The 15,140-nt window shown below is 64.5% G+C and carries 10 protein-coding genes and 1 tRNA gene; 6 read left to right on the top strand and 5 right to left on the bottom strand.

All coding sequences use genetic code 11. From position 1 onward, the window contains the following. Window positions 1-222 precede the first annotated feature (222 nt). Window positions 223-1,674 (bottom strand): NADP-dependent succinate-semialdehyde dehydrogenase, encoded by a 1,452-nt coding sequence (gabD, locus tag LRS11_RS04575; RefSeq protein WP_260495725.1) that lies wholly within the window; start codon window positions 1,672-1,674, stop codon window positions 223-225. A 335-nt stretch (window positions 1,675-2,009) separates the two neighbouring features. Then, window positions 2,010-3,020, bottom strand: a complete 1,011-nt coding sequence (locus LRS11_RS04580) for an AraC family transcriptional regulator (RefSeq protein ID WP_260495726.1) — start codon at window positions 3,018-3,020, stop codon at window positions 2,010-2,012. A 184-nt stretch (window positions 3,021-3,204) separates the two neighbouring features. On the opposite strand from LRS11_RS04580, the gene LRS11_RS04585 reads away from it, so the two are divergent. From LRS11_RS04585 to LRS11_RS04600, 4 genes are all read left to right on the top strand, one after another. Continuing rightward, window positions 3,205-4,275, top strand: coding sequence for a fatty acid desaturase (locus tag LRS11_RS04585; protein WP_260495727.1), 1,071 nt, complete (start codon window positions 3,205-3,207; stop codon window positions 4,273-4,275). 81 nt (window positions 4,276-4,356) lie between these two features. After that, window positions 4,357-5,082 (top strand): NAD(P)H-dependent oxidoreductase, encoded by a 726-nt coding sequence (locus LRS11_RS04590; protein WP_260495728.1) that lies wholly within the window; start codon window positions 4,357-4,359, stop codon window positions 5,080-5,082. Next, window positions 5,079-5,243, top strand: a complete 165-nt coding sequence (locus tag LRS11_RS04595) for a rubredoxin (RefSeq protein WP_260495729.1) — start codon at window positions 5,079-5,081, stop codon at window positions 5,241-5,243. The genes LRS11_RS04590 and LRS11_RS04595 overlap by 4 nt, the downstream gene beginning before the upstream one ends. Before the next feature lie 64 nt (window positions 5,244-5,307). After that, window positions 5,308-5,384, top strand: a tRNA-Arg gene (locus tag LRS11_RS04600). 184 nt (window positions 5,385-5,568) lie between these two features. Here the strand turns inward: LRS11_RS04600 and LRS11_RS04605 are convergent. Next, window positions 5,569-6,507 carry a GlxA family transcriptional regulator gene (locus LRS11_RS04605; protein ID WP_260495730.1) on the bottom strand — a complete coding sequence of 313 codons (939 nt, stop codon included), beginning with the start codon at window positions 6,505-6,507 and terminating at the stop codon, window positions 5,569-5,571. Window positions 6,508-6,623: 116 nt separating this feature from the next. Between LRS11_RS04605 and LRS11_RS04610 the strand changes: the two genes are divergently transcribed. Both LRS11_RS04610 and LRS11_RS04615 read left to right on the top strand, forming a co-directional pair. Then, entirely contained in the window at window positions 6,624-7,235 is a 612-nt protein-coding gene (locus tag LRS11_RS04610; RefSeq protein ID WP_260495731.1) for a nuclear transport factor 2 family protein, read from the top strand. After that, the gene (locus LRS11_RS04615; protein WP_260495732.1) at window positions 7,229-7,930 is read left to right on the top strand and encodes a glutathione S-transferase family protein; all 702 of its coding nucleotides are present in this window, start codon (window positions 7,229-7,231) and stop codon (window positions 7,928-7,930) included. The genes LRS11_RS04610 and LRS11_RS04615 overlap by 7 nt, the downstream gene beginning before the upstream one ends. 383 nt (window positions 7,931-8,313) lie before the next feature. Here the strand turns inward: LRS11_RS04615 and LRS11_RS04620 are convergent, their stop codons facing one another. Both LRS11_RS04620 and LRS11_RS04625 read right to left on the bottom strand, forming a co-directional pair. Beyond that, a complete protein-coding gene (locus LRS11_RS04620) occupies window positions 8,314-10,668 on the bottom strand; it encodes a hypothetical protein (RefSeq protein ID WP_260495733.1) in 2,355 nt (784 codons plus the stop codon). Between the two features lie 17 nt (window positions 10,669-10,685). Then, window positions 10,686-14,654 carry a hypothetical protein gene (locus LRS11_RS04625; protein WP_260495734.1) on the bottom strand — a complete coding sequence of 1,323 codons (3,969 nt, stop codon included), beginning with the start codon at window positions 14,652-14,654 and terminating at the stop codon, window positions 10,686-10,688. Between the last annotated feature and the right edge of the window lie 486 nt (window positions 14,655-15,140).

The raw sequence follows: 15,140 nt of genomic DNA on the forward strand, positions 1-15,140 counted from the left end.
CGGTGCCACCACCGGAAACGCCGACGCCGGGTGACCACGGCTCCTGCCTGTCACCCGACACCCACGGAAAATCAAAACTATGAAAACTTGTTCATGATGTAGCGAGCTAGCGCCAGACAAGGCGAAAGTGGCCGAGGGAGCGCAGTTTACGAGCTGTAAATGAGCATCCCGAGGCCAGTTTCAACGCCGTATGGCCGACGCGCAGCAAATCATGGGCAAGTTTCAGATACCGCCCAGGCACAGGTATTTCAGTTCCAGATAGTCCTCGATGCCGTACTTGGAACCTTCACGACCCAGGCCGGAAGCCTTCACGCCGCCGAACGGCGCCACTTCGGTGGAGATCACCCCGGTGTTGATGCCGACCATGCCGTACTCCAGCTTTTCCGCCACGCGGAACACGCGGCCCAAGTCGCGGGCATAGAAGTAGGAAGCCAGGCCGAACTCGGTGTCGTTGGACATGGCGATCACTTCGGCCTCGTCCTTGAAGCGGAACAGCGGCGCCAGCGGGCCGAAGGTCTCTTCCTTGGCGACGGCGGCGTTGTTCGGTACATCGATCAGGATAGTCGGCTCGAAGAAGCTGCCACCAAGCGCGTGCGGCTTGCCGCCGGCAACCAGCTTGGCGCCTTTGCTGATGGCGTCCTCGATGTGTTCCTGGACCTTGGCCACGGCCTTGTTGTCGATCAGCGGGCCGGTGGTGGTGCCGTCTTCCAGACCGTTGCCGATCTTCAGCTTGGCCACGGCGGCTTTCAGCTTGTCGACGAAGGCGTCGTACACACCGTCCTGGATGTACAGGCGGTTGGCGCAGACACAGGTCTGGCCGTTGTTGCGGTACTTGGAGATCAGCGCACCTTCCACGGCGGCATCCAGGTCGGCGTCGTCGAAGACGATGAACGGCGCGTTGCCGCCCAGCTCCAGGGACACCTTCTTGATGTCCTGGGCGCACTCGGCCATCAGCTGGCGACCGATCTCGGTGGAGCCGGTGAAGGTCAGCTTGCGCACGATCGGGTTGCTGGTCAGCTCGCCGCCGACTTCGCCGGCGCTGCCGGTAACCACGCTGAACACGCCGGCCGGAATCCCGGCCTTCTCGGCCAGGGCCGCCAGGGCCAGGGCGGAGTACGGAGTCTGCGAAGCGGGCTTGAGCACCATGGTGCAACCGGCGGCCAGGGCCGGGCCGGCTTTACGGGTGATCATCGCCGAGGGGAAGTTCCACGGGGTGATGGCCGCGGTCACGCCGATCGGCTGCTTGAGCACGATGATGCGCTTGTCCGGCTGGTGGCCGGGAATGGTGTCGCCATAGATGCGCTTGGCTTCTTCGGCGAACCACTCGAGGAAAGAGGCGGCGTAGGCGATTTCGCCCTTGGCTTCGCTGAGCGGCTTGCCCTGCTCGATGGTCATCAGACGGCCGAGGTCGTCCTGGTTTTCCATCATCAGTTCGAACCAGCGACGCAGGCGGTTGGCGCGATCCTTGGCAGTCAGCGCGCTCCAGGCCGGCAGGGCGCGCTCGGCGGCTTCGATGGCGCGACGGGTCTCGGCGCGGCCCATTTTCGGCACCTGGCCGATGATCTCGCCGGTAGCCGGGTTGTTGACCGCGATGGTCTGGCCGCTGTCGGCGTCCAGCCACTGACCGTCGATATAGGCTTGCTGGCGGAACAACTGGGCGTCTTTGAGTTGCATGGCTTTCTCCTGATGCACGGCGCCAACAAGGCAGGCAGTGAAGCAGTAAATGTAGTCCGCCGGAAACGGCGTGACGGGCGTTTGAAATGTCAAACGAATCCTAGGGCCAGCGTCGGCAAAGGGCAATAGGGATGTTCGATAAAAACCACAAAATAGCAAAAAAGTATGAACAGCCGGGATGCGCCGCCGATTTCCCTGCTACCCCTTCGCCAGCCAGCCGGGCCATGAGTGACGCGGCTACCGGGGCAGGTGAAGACGCGCCGCACGAGCGTTCAATATTCAGAACGAACGTGCAAAAACATCCTGTAGTGCTGTTCGTCCTGCGCTACAGGCGTTCAGCCGCAGTTCAGGCTGGCGCGGTACTGGCTGGGGCTCTGCCCGCTCCAGCGCTTGAAGGCGCGACTGAAGCTGCTGCTGTCGGCAAAACCGAGCAGGTAGGCGACTTCGCTGATCGAGCAGTCGGCCTCGCCCAGGTGTTGCACAGCCAGGGCATGGCGGGTCTCGGCGAGCACCTGTTCGTAGCTGCTGCCTTCCTCGCTGAGGTGGCGCTGCAGGCTGCGCAGGCTCAGGTGCAGACCATGGGCCAGCACCTCGGCGGAGGGCTCGCCATTCGGCAGGCATTGTTCCAGGGCGCGGCGCAGGCGACGACCAACGGTGTCCGGTTGCAAGGCGTCGAGGCGTTTGCGCAGCACCGCCTCGTTGTGCGCGGCCAGCTCGGGGTTGCCGTCATCCAGCGGGCGATCGAGGTCAGCGCGGGCGAAGCACAGCACGTCCTCGGCGGCGGCGAAATGCACCGGTGCGCGGAACGCCTCCAGCCACGGCTGCGGATCGGCCGGCGGCGGCCGACGCAGGTGTACGGCCAGCGGCGCGTAGCTGCGCCCCAGGCGATTGCGGCAGGTGCGCACGTAGATCGCGGCGAAGGCATCGATGGCCTCGGGTGCCGGCAGCGAACCGCCCGGCGGCAGGCGGAAATGCAGCTCGCAGCTGTCGCCGACATCGCGCAGCTCCAGCTCCAGGGCATCGCTGACCACCTGGTGGTAGCGCACGATGCGCTCGAAAATCTCGCGCAGGCTGCCGCTGGCCATCACCGCCATGCCGAGGGCGTGGAAGGTGGTCGGCGCCACGTGCCGCGAGGTGTTCAGGCCCAGCGCCGGGTCGCCACTGGCGGCCACGGCCAGTTGCCACAGGCGGGTGGTGGCCGACAGCGGGTAGCGCGCGTTGGCGTCGTCCAGCAGCTGCGGGTCGAGGCCGGCCTCGCGGCACAGGGCGGCGCTGTCCAGGCCGAGGCCGTCGAGTTGGCGACGCAGGGCACGGGTCCAGCTGGCCAGGGTGGAAGCTTCAGTCATGCAGGTTGGCATTCTCGGTCAACAGGTTGGCGTTATGGGTCAGGCGCCCTGTGCAGCAGGCGCGCACAGTAGCCTGGTCGATTGCCCACAGACGTTTTTCCACAGATGTCTTCCCACAACAGTCCGCATGCCGACCCGCTGCCCCGCATGGCAACGCTCGGCGAACCGAGAAGAGGATGCGTGCATGACCCCGACTCCTGCAAGCCATGGCCTGCACAATGACCAGCAGCGCTCCGCGCATATCCGCAGCCAGGTACTGGCCCGTGGCGCAGAGCTGCGCCAGCGCTACCCCATCCTGCAACACCAGGATGCCCTCGGTGCCGGCATCCTGGCTTTCGCCTTGGCGGGGATGCTCGGCAGTGCCTGGCTCTACCTGGATGGCGCCATCGCCTGGTGGGCGTGCCTGCTGGCCAACGCCTTCTTCGCCTCGCTGACCCACGAGCTGGAGCATGACCTGATCCACTCCATGTACTTCCGCAAGCAGCGCGTGCCGCACAACCTGATGCTGGCCCTGGTGTGGCTGGCGCGGCCGAGCACGATCAACCCGTGGATCCGCCGTCACCTGCACCTCAACCACCACAAGGTGTCCGGCAGCGAGACCGATATCGAGGAGCGCGCCATCACCAACGGCGAGCCTTGGGGCCTGGCCCGCCTGCTGATGGTCGGCGACAACCTGATGTCCTCGCTGATCCGCCTGCTGCGTGCCAAGACCTGGGCGCACCGCAAGATGATCGTCAGCCGCACGCTGATCGGCTACGCACCGCTGGGCCTGCTCAACTGGAGCACCTGGTATGTGTTCCTCGGTTTCCACCTGCTCGACTTCGCCGCCAGCGCCGCCGGTGCGCCGATTGCCTGGGGCGCCACCGCCCTGAGCGTGATGCACGGCGTGAACATCGCCGTGGTCGTACTGGTCGGGCCCAACGTGCTGCGCACCTTCTGCCTGCACTTCATCAGCTCGAACATGCACTACTACGGCGACATCGAGGCGGGCAACGTGATCCAGCAGACCCAGGTGCTGAATGCCTGGTGGCTGTGGCCGCTGCAGGCGTTCTGCTGCAATTTCGGCAGCACCCACGGCATCCACCATTTCGTGGTCAAGGAGCCCTTCTACATCCGCCAGCTCACCGCGCCGCTGGCGCACCAGCTGATGCGCGAAGCCGGGGTGCGCTTCAACGACTTCGGCACCTTCGCCCGCGCCAATCGCTGGCAGGCGCACGAGAAGCCGACCAGCGCCACGACCCAACAGGCCGCCTGAATCCGCTTTAGTCCCCTCTCCCATTTATGGGAGAGGGCTAGGGAGAGGGTTGCTCTCCTATCGCCGCTCCCGGAATTGCCCATGAACATCCTGATCATCCACGCCCACCCCGAACCGCAGTCCTTCTGCAGCGCGATGAAAGACCTCGCCGTCGCCACCCTGCAGCAGGCCGGACACAGCGTCCAGGTCTCCGACCTCTACGCGATGAACTGGAACCCAGTGGCCAGCGCCGCCGACTTCAGCCAACGCAGCAACCCCGATTACCTGGTCTACGCCCTCGAACAGCGCCATGCTCACGGCCAGCAGGCCCTGGCTGCGGACATCAGCACCGAGCTGAACAAACTGCTCTGGGCCGACCTGCTGATCCTCAACTTTCCGCTGTTCTGGTGCTCGGTGCCGGCCATGCTCAAGGGCTGGATCGACCGCGTGTTGGTGTCCGGCGTGTGCTACGGCGGCCTGCGCTTCTACGACCGCGGCGGCCTGGCCGGCAAGCGTGCGCTGCTCAGCTTCAGCCTCGGCGGTCAGGCGCACATGTTCGCCGATGAAGACGCCGTGCATGGCGATCTGCACGACATGCTGCGCCCATTGCAGCGCGGCACCTTGGCCTACACCGGGCTCAGCGTGCTACCGCCGTTCGCCGCCTATCACGTGCCCTACGTCAGCGCAGACACCCGTGGGGAAATCCTCGAACAGTACGCCGACTACCTGAACAGCCTGGATGAGTTGAAGCCGCTGACCTTCCCTGCGCTCAGTCGCTTCGATCGTCACCTGCATCCGCTAAGTAATAAAGAACAGGTGCCGACATGAAGACCTGGATCTGCATCATCTGCGGCCTGATCTACGACGAAGCCAGCGGCTGGCCCGACGACGGCATCCCAGCCGGCACACCCTGGGCCGAAGTGCCAGACGACTGGCTATGCCCCGACTGCGGCGTGAGCAAAGCCGACTTCGTCATGCAGGAGCTCTGAACAAAAGGCCCGACGGCCCGCATGGACGCCCGCGCGGCGGATGCGTATGATTGCGCCCCGCAACGCACCAGTAGCTCAGCTGGATAGAGTACTGCCCTCCGAAGGCAGGGGTCGTGGGTTCGAATCCCGCCTGGTGCGCCATCTTCAAAGCAAAAAGCCCCGGATGAAAGTCCGGGGCTTTTTTTGTGCCTGTCTTTTGCATCCAGCCAGCACGGTGCGACAGCTTGGGGGAAATAAATCCGCCCCCTTTTCTTTCCCCTTTTCTTTGCCGCTGCTGCTACTGCACCACTGCTGGTTTGACCGGGCGCGTAAGCCCGCCGCCGCACTACAAGGCGAAGCGGCGGCGGTAGTCCTGCATGGTCATTCCGGTCTGGCGCTTGAACAGCCGGCGAAAGGAGGCCAGGTCTTCATAACCCACTTCCCAGACCAGGCTGTTCATCTGTTTGCGCGTGGTTTCCAGGCCGCTTTTCACCCGCTCGATACGCATCCGCTGCTGGTAGCCCAGCGGGGTCACCCCGGTGGCCTTCTTGAACCGCCGGCTTAGGTGTCGCTCGGTCAGCCCCTTCGACTCGGCATAACCCCTGAAGTCGATGGCCTGCTCGGGGTGTTCGTCGATCTGCGCCTGCGGCGCCGTGACCACGGCATCGCCGTGGCTCCGCGAGGGGGAGAAAATGGCGAAGCGGCTCTGACTCTCATAGTTAGGCTCCACCAACATCAGCTTGGCCGTGGCCAGCGCCAGTTCCCGGCTGTGCCAGCGCTGAATCAGGTAGAGCACCAACTGGGCAACAGACAGGGCTCCGCCGGCGCTGATCAGATCGCCATGGTCGATCAACAATTTTTCGGTCACGAAACTGGTCGTCGGGAACAGCTCTCGGGCGACCGGCAGCGACGCCCAATGACAACTAAGCGTGCGCTCTTTCGCCAATCCCGCCTGTGCCACCAGGAAGTTGCCGGTGCAGACGCTACCGATCACCGCGCCGGCGGCGTGCCAGCGCCTTAGTTGGGGGTACAGCGAGTCCAGCCGGAACATCGCCTCGCCCGCCTGTGACGCTGACAGCACCGACTCGAAGGCCCCTGGCAACAGCACGATCTGCGGTATCGGGTCATGTGTCAGCCGTTCGAGGGGGGCCAAGGCGTAGCCGTTGTAGGCAGTTTCCCGGGTGTGCAGGCCGACCAGGCGCACCTGAAAGGGGTCGCCCGCTTCCCCAAGGAAGCGGCGCGCGGCGTAATTCGCGGCGAGCAGCAGATCGACGATGGTGAACACACTGGAGGCCTGGCAGCGCTCCGTAACCACTATTGCAACGCTTGGCATACAGCCCCCTGGCAGCTCGCCCAGCAGGATGCCTCAACGGGGCGCGTGGCTGGAAGGTCAAAATAGACGTGTACAAGGTCGATTCGGCTCTCCGCTTAGATGTCCGGATTCACCCGTTTCGCGCCGGCATCGACACTCGGGGAGCGGTCGCCGCGCGGATAGCCTGTGCTCGTCCAACCCCGGGCAAACCACCGGTAATCAAGGAATCGAACGTGACGTCAGAGCAGATGCATGCCCTCGCCAGCAAATTGGCCAGGGTCAAGAGCGAGCAGAACATTGCGGCCGCAATGACCATCTATCACCCGGACATCGAACTGGCGGCGCCGAGTTTCGATGCTCGGCAATGCGGTGCGGCTGCCGTCGAGCAGGGCCTGCAGGTCTTCTTCGCGCTGTTTCCCGATTACCAGATTGAGTTGCACAAGACCGCCTATCAGGGTGCAACCATGCTTGCCAGCGGTCAGGTGCGAGTGACCCCGCATGTGCCGGGGCAGGCCTGCCCATGCGTAAGCGTGCCGGTCTTCCTCGAGCTGGAGTTCCGCGACGCCCGGATTTATCGGGAAACCTTCTTCCTCGATGCCGGGCTGCTGTGTCGACGTGCCGGCATCGCACCCGAACAACTTCGCGCGGCGGCAGCCGAGGCCCAACGCGCACTCAAGCAGACGGAGGTGCGCGCATGCTGACCCTATACGCCTGGACCACCCAGAACGCCCGCAAAATCACCATCATGCTGGAGGAGTGCGGCCTGCCCTATCGCATCAGCCCGGTCGACATCCTCAAGGACGAACAGCACTCACCGGCGTTCCGGCAGCTGAATCCCAACCGCAAGATCCCCGTGCTGGTGGATGACGATTTGTGCGGTGCCAGCGGGGAACCGCTCGCCGTCTTCGAGACCGGTGCGATCCTGCTCTACCTGGCGGAAAAGAGCGGGCGCTTTCTCTCCCCGCAGCCTGGCCAGCGCGCCCATACCCTGAGTTGGTTGTTCTGGCAGACCAGCGGCGTCGGCCCGGCGTTCGGCAACTTGGCCCATTTCGCCTCCGCCGGCGTACAGGATCGCACCCGGCTGAACGGCTTCTTGGAGAAGACTGGTGCCCGTGAACCGGTGCAGTACGCCATCCAGCGCTTCGCCGGGGAGAGCCTGCGACTGCTCGGCGTGCTCGACGAAGCGCTGGCCGAAAACCCGTATGTTGCCGGCGAACTGTCCATCGCCGACTTCGCCCTCTACCCCTGGGTGGAGTCGGGCTGGCCCGGATTTCAGTCGCTGCACCCGACTCTGTCGGTGGACTTCGCCCGGGTGGAACACTGGATGAACAGGCTGGACCAGCGCGAGGCGCTACGCCGGGGCATGCAACGCCTGGCTTGGGGGGCGCCGCTCTAGCCTCGAGATCGCGGGTTTATTCGGGGCTCCCTGGACTACCGGAGCAGCGGCCGGCTCAGCCGCCACGCACCTCGGATAAGCCTGCATCGACGTGCCTCGTCAGGCTTCTTTGGGTCTCGGTGCATGCGAGTAACAAGCCTGAAAATGCCACAAATTTGCCACACTCGCCTAGTTAAACAGGGCTAAATGCCACCTCTTTTAGATGCGCCAAGTCTTTGATTTTACAGAAAATAAACGCTAGCGTATTGATCGTAAAGGGTGACTTTAAGGACTCCGAAGGCAGGGCTCCTGGGTTCGATCCCGCCAGGGCGCCAGACTGCAATAAAACGAAGGCCCCGTGGCGCAAGCCCGGGGCCTTCGGCGTTTCTGCGTTGGCGTTTGCCCTAATGCCCGGCGTCGCTGCGCTTGCCGCCAGCCTTGGCCGCCTGCTGGGCCTGGAAGGCCTGCAACTGGTTGGGCAGCTCCGCCAGGACGGCCTGCACCAGGCTGTGCAGGTAGGCCTCGGCCTGGGCTGGATCCCAGTGCTGCTGGCGTTGCTGCTCGCGCTCGATGGCGGCGCTGTCGAGCAGGCGCAGGTCGAGACGGCAGGTACCGGCAATGGCGCCCTGGGCGTCGCGCAGCAGGCCTTCGCAGCTGCGCCAGCCGGTTTCCAGGCGCTCCGGCAGATAGATCTGTGTGCTGAGCGAGTTGCCCGCGCCATCCTGGCAGGTCAGCGTCAGTTTTTCCGCCAGTTCGCCGCTGCTCGCCAGTGGGCAATAGAGCACCTGGTCGACGTGTCGGGTAAAGGCACTGGAAGGGCGCTGGCCACTTTCCTCCAGCTGATAGTGCTGCTCGCCGAGGCTCAGGTTGAGCGGGCCTGGGCTGTCGGCGAAGGCCTGGCCGTTGAGCAGGCTGATCCCGAACAGCGTGACTGCCAGGGTGTCGCCTGTGGCGTCGCCGGGTTCGCGCCAGCCCAGGGCCAACTGGGCCAGTAGCGTTTCGCCGAGATTGCCCAGCAACTGCTCGGTGAGCAGGTTGAGTTGCCAGTTGAAGGTGCCGCCCGCGGCGCTGGCACGCAGGGCCAGGCCGGGGGGCTGGGCGAGCAAGCTGAAGAAGGCGCTGGTGGCGCTGTGGATATCCACGGCTGGCGTGCTGCGCAGCAGGGCTGCCTGGGGCCGGTTGCGCGCCTGCTGCAGAGCGGTGGGCAGCAGTTGGCTGTGCAGAGTCAGCGCCAGCTGTTCGAGGATGGGCGCCAGGTTGGCCTGGGACAAGCTGGCGATGTCGCTGTGCAACGCATCGTAGAGATTCTGCGCCAGCGCGAAGAAGCCGGGGGCGATCTCGGCGTGGGCGCCGATATCGGGTATTTCCGCACTGACGGCCAGGTAGGTGCCGTTGCCGCCGACCAGGTAGCCGGCCATTTCCGCGCCAGGTTCCAGCAGCAGGTCATAGAGACGCTCGTCGGCGTTGCCGCTGCCGGGCAGACAGTGCACCTGGGTGACCGGATAAGGTTGCGCGCTGTGGTTGGCGATACGCAGCAGCGTGCTGCCGCTGCTCAGCGGACCGATACCCAGTACGGCCAGGCCAGGGATGCGCGCGCTCAGTTGCAGCGGGTCGATACTGGCCAGAGTGGGCTGATCCGCCTGGGGAAAGCGCAGGAAGGGGTGGGTGGCGGTGACCCCGATGGGTAGATCGTTGATGCGATAAAGCGCGCGCCCGGCGCGAAACGGCTGGGCGACCAAGGCCAGGCGCCGCGGCCCGGCGGTGGTGGCCAGTTGATCACCGGGTTGCAGGGTTTCGATTGCTCGTTCGCTGCCATCGGCCAACAGCACACCGGTGCCGGCGGCAAAGCAGCAACCACCACCACCGGTCTCGCGGTAGCCACTGCCGGGCTGGCTATTGGCGGTGAACTCGTAGGAGTTTTCCTCGTTCATGCACGAAGGCATGTACGAGCCGGGATAGGCCGTACAGACCTGCGCCAGGATGCCGCCCCGGGCAGCGCCGGCGATGTCGTTCCAGTCGAGCCGGCGGCGGTTCGGGTCGCTGGTGGACATCCAGGTGTTGTAGGTGAGCCAGGTGCCCACATCGACGTTACCAGGCAGCACGACCTGCAGAGTGGCCAGGCTGTTTTTCACCGCACCGATGATGCCGGCGATGCTGGCCGTGGGGCAGCCGAGCACGCTGAGCTTGACCCAGTGGTGCCACATCAACCAGTCAAAGTTGGGCAGGCCAGCCTGGCTGTGATACTGCACGGCCAGGGCGTTGAGGTAGTTGCTGCTCTGCAGTTGCGCGCTGTAGGTGGCCAGGGCCTGGGCCTTGTCCGGGGTGTCGTTGTAAGCCTGGGTGAACGCTGGGTAACCCTGTTGCAGGGCCACACCATAGAGCGGCATGGCGCTGTTGCTGATCTGCCCGTTGCAGGCATTCACCGCGTTGTCGATATCCCCGGACTTGAGCTGTTGGCGCAGACCCGAGGTGATGTTGTACATCGCCTGGCACAAGGTGGCGACGGCGAATCCGGACCAGAAATCATCGTTCAGGCCGGTACTGCCGGTGACGTTGCCGGTGTAGGCGGCCGGCGTGTAGCCGGGAAAGAAAATGGCGAGAAAGCTTGGCCCGGAAGATTGGGGCCACGGCTGGGTGTGTTTGCCCGGCGTGGCCCCTTCCAGACGACTGAGCAGGGCCGCCTTGGCCAGGATCCCGACCGGGTTTGCGCCGATATCGGGCAGGGCGGTGAACATCGCTTCTACAGGATCGGTGGACATGGTGGCGGCCCTCCTGGTCAAGCTACGGCGAATTGCAGGTCATCATCGGCCCGCAGCTGTGTGTACATCGGCGGGACATAGATCTGCACCCGGATCGAGAAACTGCACGCGGCCTCGCCGTAGTCATTGGAGACGGTGAGCGTGTAGCTCTTCGCCGCCATGCCGCTGGGTGTCACGCCAGTTTTCTGCGAGATGGCACCAGTGGCCAAGTCGAACTGCAGGAAGCTCGGCAACGCCGGGTCGATTTTCCACTTACGCGGCGCGCTGCCGGGCTGACCCAGGTACGGGGTGTTGCGCTGGTCGCGGTTGTAGTCCCACAGGTTGAAGTTGCCCATGGCCAGCAGATTGGGCGCCATGGTGGTGAGGGCCACCGTCCAGGCCGTACCGCTGCCGCCGGCGGACACCGTCTTGCCATCGCTGTTGAGGTAGAGCTTCTTGCCCTGGTCGTTCCAGTAGCAGTTGTAGAAGCGGAACTGCGCCGCCACCAGCGCGCCCTGGCTGTCGAACTGCGGGCTGCCGACATACTCGCTGGCCCACAGCTGCTGGCTGGTTTTCTTCGCATCGCTGAGGGGCGGCACGGCGCTGAGCAACTGGTTGTCGTCCAGAGTGATGCTCACCAGCTTTTGCCGCGGCGTGTTGTTCACCGTCTCGCCGCCCTCTGCCAGCAGGGTCGAGAGGGTGGCGCGGCCGAGGGCATCGGAACCGAGGAAGAAGTCGGTGCTGAAGTCCAGCTTCTGCGCGCCGATGGTCAGCGAGCCATCAGTATTGAAGGTCAAGGTCTGCTGGTAGCTGGCGTTGTACTGCAGGGCGATGCCGACCAGCTTCGGCGAGGTCTGGTTGGTGGTGCTGCCGGTGATGTTGAGGGCATCGATGGAAGCCTTGTCTTCCATGTAGAAGCCGGCCTTTTTCGCCTGGTCTTCGGCGAATTTCTGGATTGGCGTCTTCTGCGGACGGAAGGCCAGCACCAGCAGGATGATCGCCCCGGCAATCGCCGCAAAGGCCGCCAGCACCGCCACCCCGGAGGCGATGGAGGCCACCGCCAGGCCGCCGATGGCCTCGATGCCGAAAGCGCCCAAGCCCCACTCGCCGAGGATGGCGATCAGCTCCAGCGAGGCCGAGGCCAGCAGCAGCGCGTTGCCGGCGGTTTCCAGATCGGACTCCGAGTTGGCGATGGCGATGGCGCTGAGGACGATGTTGGCCACCGCAAACAGTGCGCCAAGGCGGGTGGCGATGAACTCGTCGAGGTTGCGCCCGAAGATCTTCGCCACGACGCCCAGGTCTTCTTCCGCGCCAGCGACGAGCAGCTTGGCCTCCAGCGAGGCATCGCGCACCAGCCAGCGCGAAAAGCCGTTGCTGCCGCGAGTGTTGGCCAGCTCCAGCACATCGTTGCTCCAGACGCTCTTGAAGAACGAGCCCCAGGTATTTTCCGTGCGGAAGATGGTGGTGTAGGCCGTGCCCTTGCGCAGCACGGTGCCGAGCAGTTGGGCGAACACCTGCGTGCCGCCGATGATCACCTGGGCCTGTTGCGCCGAGTCGAGTTTTTTCCAGTCCATCACGCCGAAGACGAAGGCGGCGATACCCACGGAAGCGGCGGCCAGGGTGATGGCCTTGGCCAGGCCGAGGGAGATCTTGCTGCTGATGGGCCAGGAGGCGGCGAACTTGCCGGCCAGCTGTTCCCACTCGTAGATGCCGGCGAAGGTGGCGGACAGGCTGGCGAAGGTGTCGAGCACCTCGCGCACCTGTCCTTGGGCCTGGGCCTCACGCAGTTGCCGGATCATGTCGAGGATCTGCGGGTCGGTGGAGCCGCCGTACTGCTTGATGAACGCGCTGATGATCTGGTTGACGGAGTACTCGTAGTCGTCGAGGTTGCCGCTGAAGTCGATCAGGGTGGGCAGGATGTTGCCGATCTGGAAGGTCTGGATTACCTGGGTGTACTGGTTGCAGAAGAACCCGCTGGGGTCGAGCACGTTGAGCACGGCCAGGTTGGTCTGCACGCGCTGGGCGAAGGCCGAGCCATCCAGGCCGGTATTGCTGTTCATCGAGATCATGCGCAGGTAGTTGAGGGCCGACGGCTGGGTCGAGTAGCGGAACATCAGGTAGGCCCAGTACAGGCTCTGTTTGCCCTTGGTGGCGGCCTCGGTGACCATTTTCACCAGGTCGTCGATCTGCTGCTGGCTACCGGTGACGGTGGCGCGGATCTGCGCGATCCAGCCGGTCAGGTCCTGGTCGATCAGCGGCACGTACTGGCCGTTGTTGTTGATCTGATCCTGGGTGAACAACGCAGTATCGGGGAACTGCATCAGCCAGCGGTTGGCGTACAGCTGCGGTGCCTGGGCCTGGTACACCTGATCCGCGGCCACCTGCTGGGACAGCCATTTGCCGGCGCGGTCGCCGTTCAGGTAGGGCGCGCCTGGGTCGTCGGTATGTGCCAGGGCGCTGCTCAGGTAGGCCACGCTGAGGCTCTTGTACCAGTCCTGCGGCAGTTGCCCGTTGGCGCCCTTGATCGCGGCGATGTTCTTCAGCGCTGAGGAGAGTACCGGCGGGTTGGGCGAGATAAATTCGCTGCGCAGCTCCGGGTCCATGTAGTACTGCAGGATCAGGTAGAAGTCCTGCATCGAGTTGTCGCGCACCACCTCACTCCAGACCTTCTTCGGCACACCGTGGTCGTCGACCGTGGTCTGCTGGAACGGCGACATGCCGAGCAGGGTATGGATATTCAGCGCGGTGTCGCCCAGCAGCTGGCTGTGCAGGGCGCTGCGGGTGGTGCTGATGGTCTGGCGCAGACTGGCCTGCGGCGCGCTGAGGTTGTCGGCCAGGCGAATCAGCGAGGCCGCGCAGTGGCGCAGGCCGACTCCGCCATGGCTGCCGCCAAGAATTTTTTCGCCATTACCGGAGAACTCCAGGTGGCCATCGCTGCTCAGGCCGCAGGCTTGCGCCTGGGCGCTGCTGAGGCCCTGCCAGCTCAGGCGGTTGCCTTGCACCTTGGAGCCGGCGACGGGCTGGCCATCGATCACCAACTGGCCGTTGTGGACCCGCACCAGGCCGCGATGCTGGCCGCTCAGATGGTCGACCAGACCGTAGAAGCCGACGATGGCCGGGTTGTCGACCACCCCGCGCACGGCGTAAGGCGTGCCGAGGATGGTGTTTTCCCCGGTCAGGTAAGCGCCCTCGAAGCTGCTGGCGAAGCCGTCGAAGGTGAAGGCCATCTGGTAGGGGAACACGCTTTTCACCGGGCTGCTGCCGCGGTCATCGGTGTTCGGGGTAACGCCCTGGTTGGCGCTGAAGATCAGGCGGAATTCCGGGGTCAGCAGCAGGGTGAAGTCATAGTCCGGTTGCGGCGCCCAGTCGGTCTGGGTCTGCAGGTCGGAGAACTCCACCAGCACGTTCGGGTCGGGCTGGCCGATGAACGGGCCGTTGTCGGTGAGGCCGTAGGTGAAGCGCAGGGCGCCGTCGATCCAGGTGGCGTTCTTCCAGGCGTCGGAGCTGACGTCCCAGTTCAGTTTCGGCCCGCTGGCATCGCCGGACACGTACTGGCCGGCGTTGGCCGATACGGCGCAGGTGTAGGACACCGGCTTGAGGTCGATCTCCACGGAGAAGTGCGCGTCGCCACGGTTGATGTAGCCATAGCCCTTGCTGTTGTCCGGCAGCAGTTCGATGCGCCCGGAGATGGCCTCTGCACCGCTGCCCTGATGCCAGCTCAGCACATGGTTGTCGGGGTCCCAGGTCGAGGCTTGGCGCGCGATCGGCTGGTCGCCGAGCAGCAGGTGATCCTGGCTGCGATCCTGCAGCGCCGGGGTGAGCAGGGTCAGCAGCTCGAAATCCAGCGGACTGCTGCCGACGAAGTTGTTCAGTACCTTGATCGAATAGGTGCGGGCGAACTGGTGACGCGCGGCGAGCAGCGCACTGAAATGGCTGTGCTGTGGATTGATGGCCCTGCGGGTGCGCAGTTGCAGACGGGCCAGCTCGCTTTTGTTAATCCCTTTCATTGCATAACCTCCTAGCAGATGTGTGGGCGCCCAGCGCAGATGGCCGGCCGGGCGCATGCAGCCCTGGCAGTGACCAGAGCGCAAACCAGACAAGGAGGTACACAACAGCAACCCGCGATGGGACGCAGGCTCAGTGACAGATGCAACGGCAGATGAAGGGCAGATCGAACCTAGACAGGTAATGCGGAAATATGGCGTCCTTTCACCCAGCAAACTCCTTGTGCCCCGACCCTGGCATCCCGTGGCGGGTGCCGCTTGAGTCGAGTGAGCGACTGCCAGTCCCCTGCAGCGCCGTAGTACATCGGTTTAGTTGAAAGAAGCGCAGCGTCAAGCCGGATGCGCTGCGGGCGAAAACACCCGGATAAGCACCTTAAATTTTCAGCCAGCCGCTCTGCAACGGGCATTTCAGCACTGCCAAAGCGTGCTGCGGGGGAATACCCCAAGCGCCCCCTGAACAGCTGCCTGGCGGCTGCAGGTGGCGACCCG

It is taken from the genome of Pseudomonas sp. J452 (assembly GCF_024666525.1).
Taxonomy (GTDB): domain Bacteria; phylum Pseudomonadota; class Gammaproteobacteria; order Pseudomonadales; family Pseudomonadaceae; genus Aquipseudomonas.

Coding starts and splice junctions, on each gene's coding strand:
- gabD (WP_260495725.1), bottom strand. CDS start 1,674: ATGCAACTCAAAGACGCCCAGTTGTTCCGCCAGCAAGCCTATATCGAC.
- LRS11_RS04580 (WP_260495726.1), bottom strand. CDS start 3,020: ATGACTGAAGCTTCCACCCTGGCCAGCTGGACCCGTGCCCTGCGTCGC.
- LRS11_RS04585 (WP_260495727.1), top strand. CDS start 3,205: ATGACCCCGACTCCTGCAAGCCATGGCCTGCACAATGACCAGCAGCGC.
- LRS11_RS04590 (WP_260495728.1), top strand. CDS start 4,357: ATGAACATCCTGATCATCCACGCCCACCCCGAACCGCAGTCCTTCTGC.
- LRS11_RS04595 (WP_260495729.1), top strand. CDS start 5,079: ATGAAGACCTGGATCTGCATCATCTGCGGCCTGATCTACGACGAAGCC.
- LRS11_RS04615 (WP_260495732.1), top strand. CDS start 7,229: ATGCTGACCCTATACGCCTGGACCACCCAGAACGCCCGCAAAATCACC.
- LRS11_RS04620 (WP_260495733.1), bottom strand. CDS start 10,668: ATGTCCACCGATCCTGTAGAAGCGATGTTCACCGCCCTGCCCGATATC.
- LRS11_RS04625 (WP_260495734.1), bottom strand. CDS start 14,654: ATGAAAGGGATTAACAAAAGCGAGCTGGCCCGTCTGCAACTGCGCACC.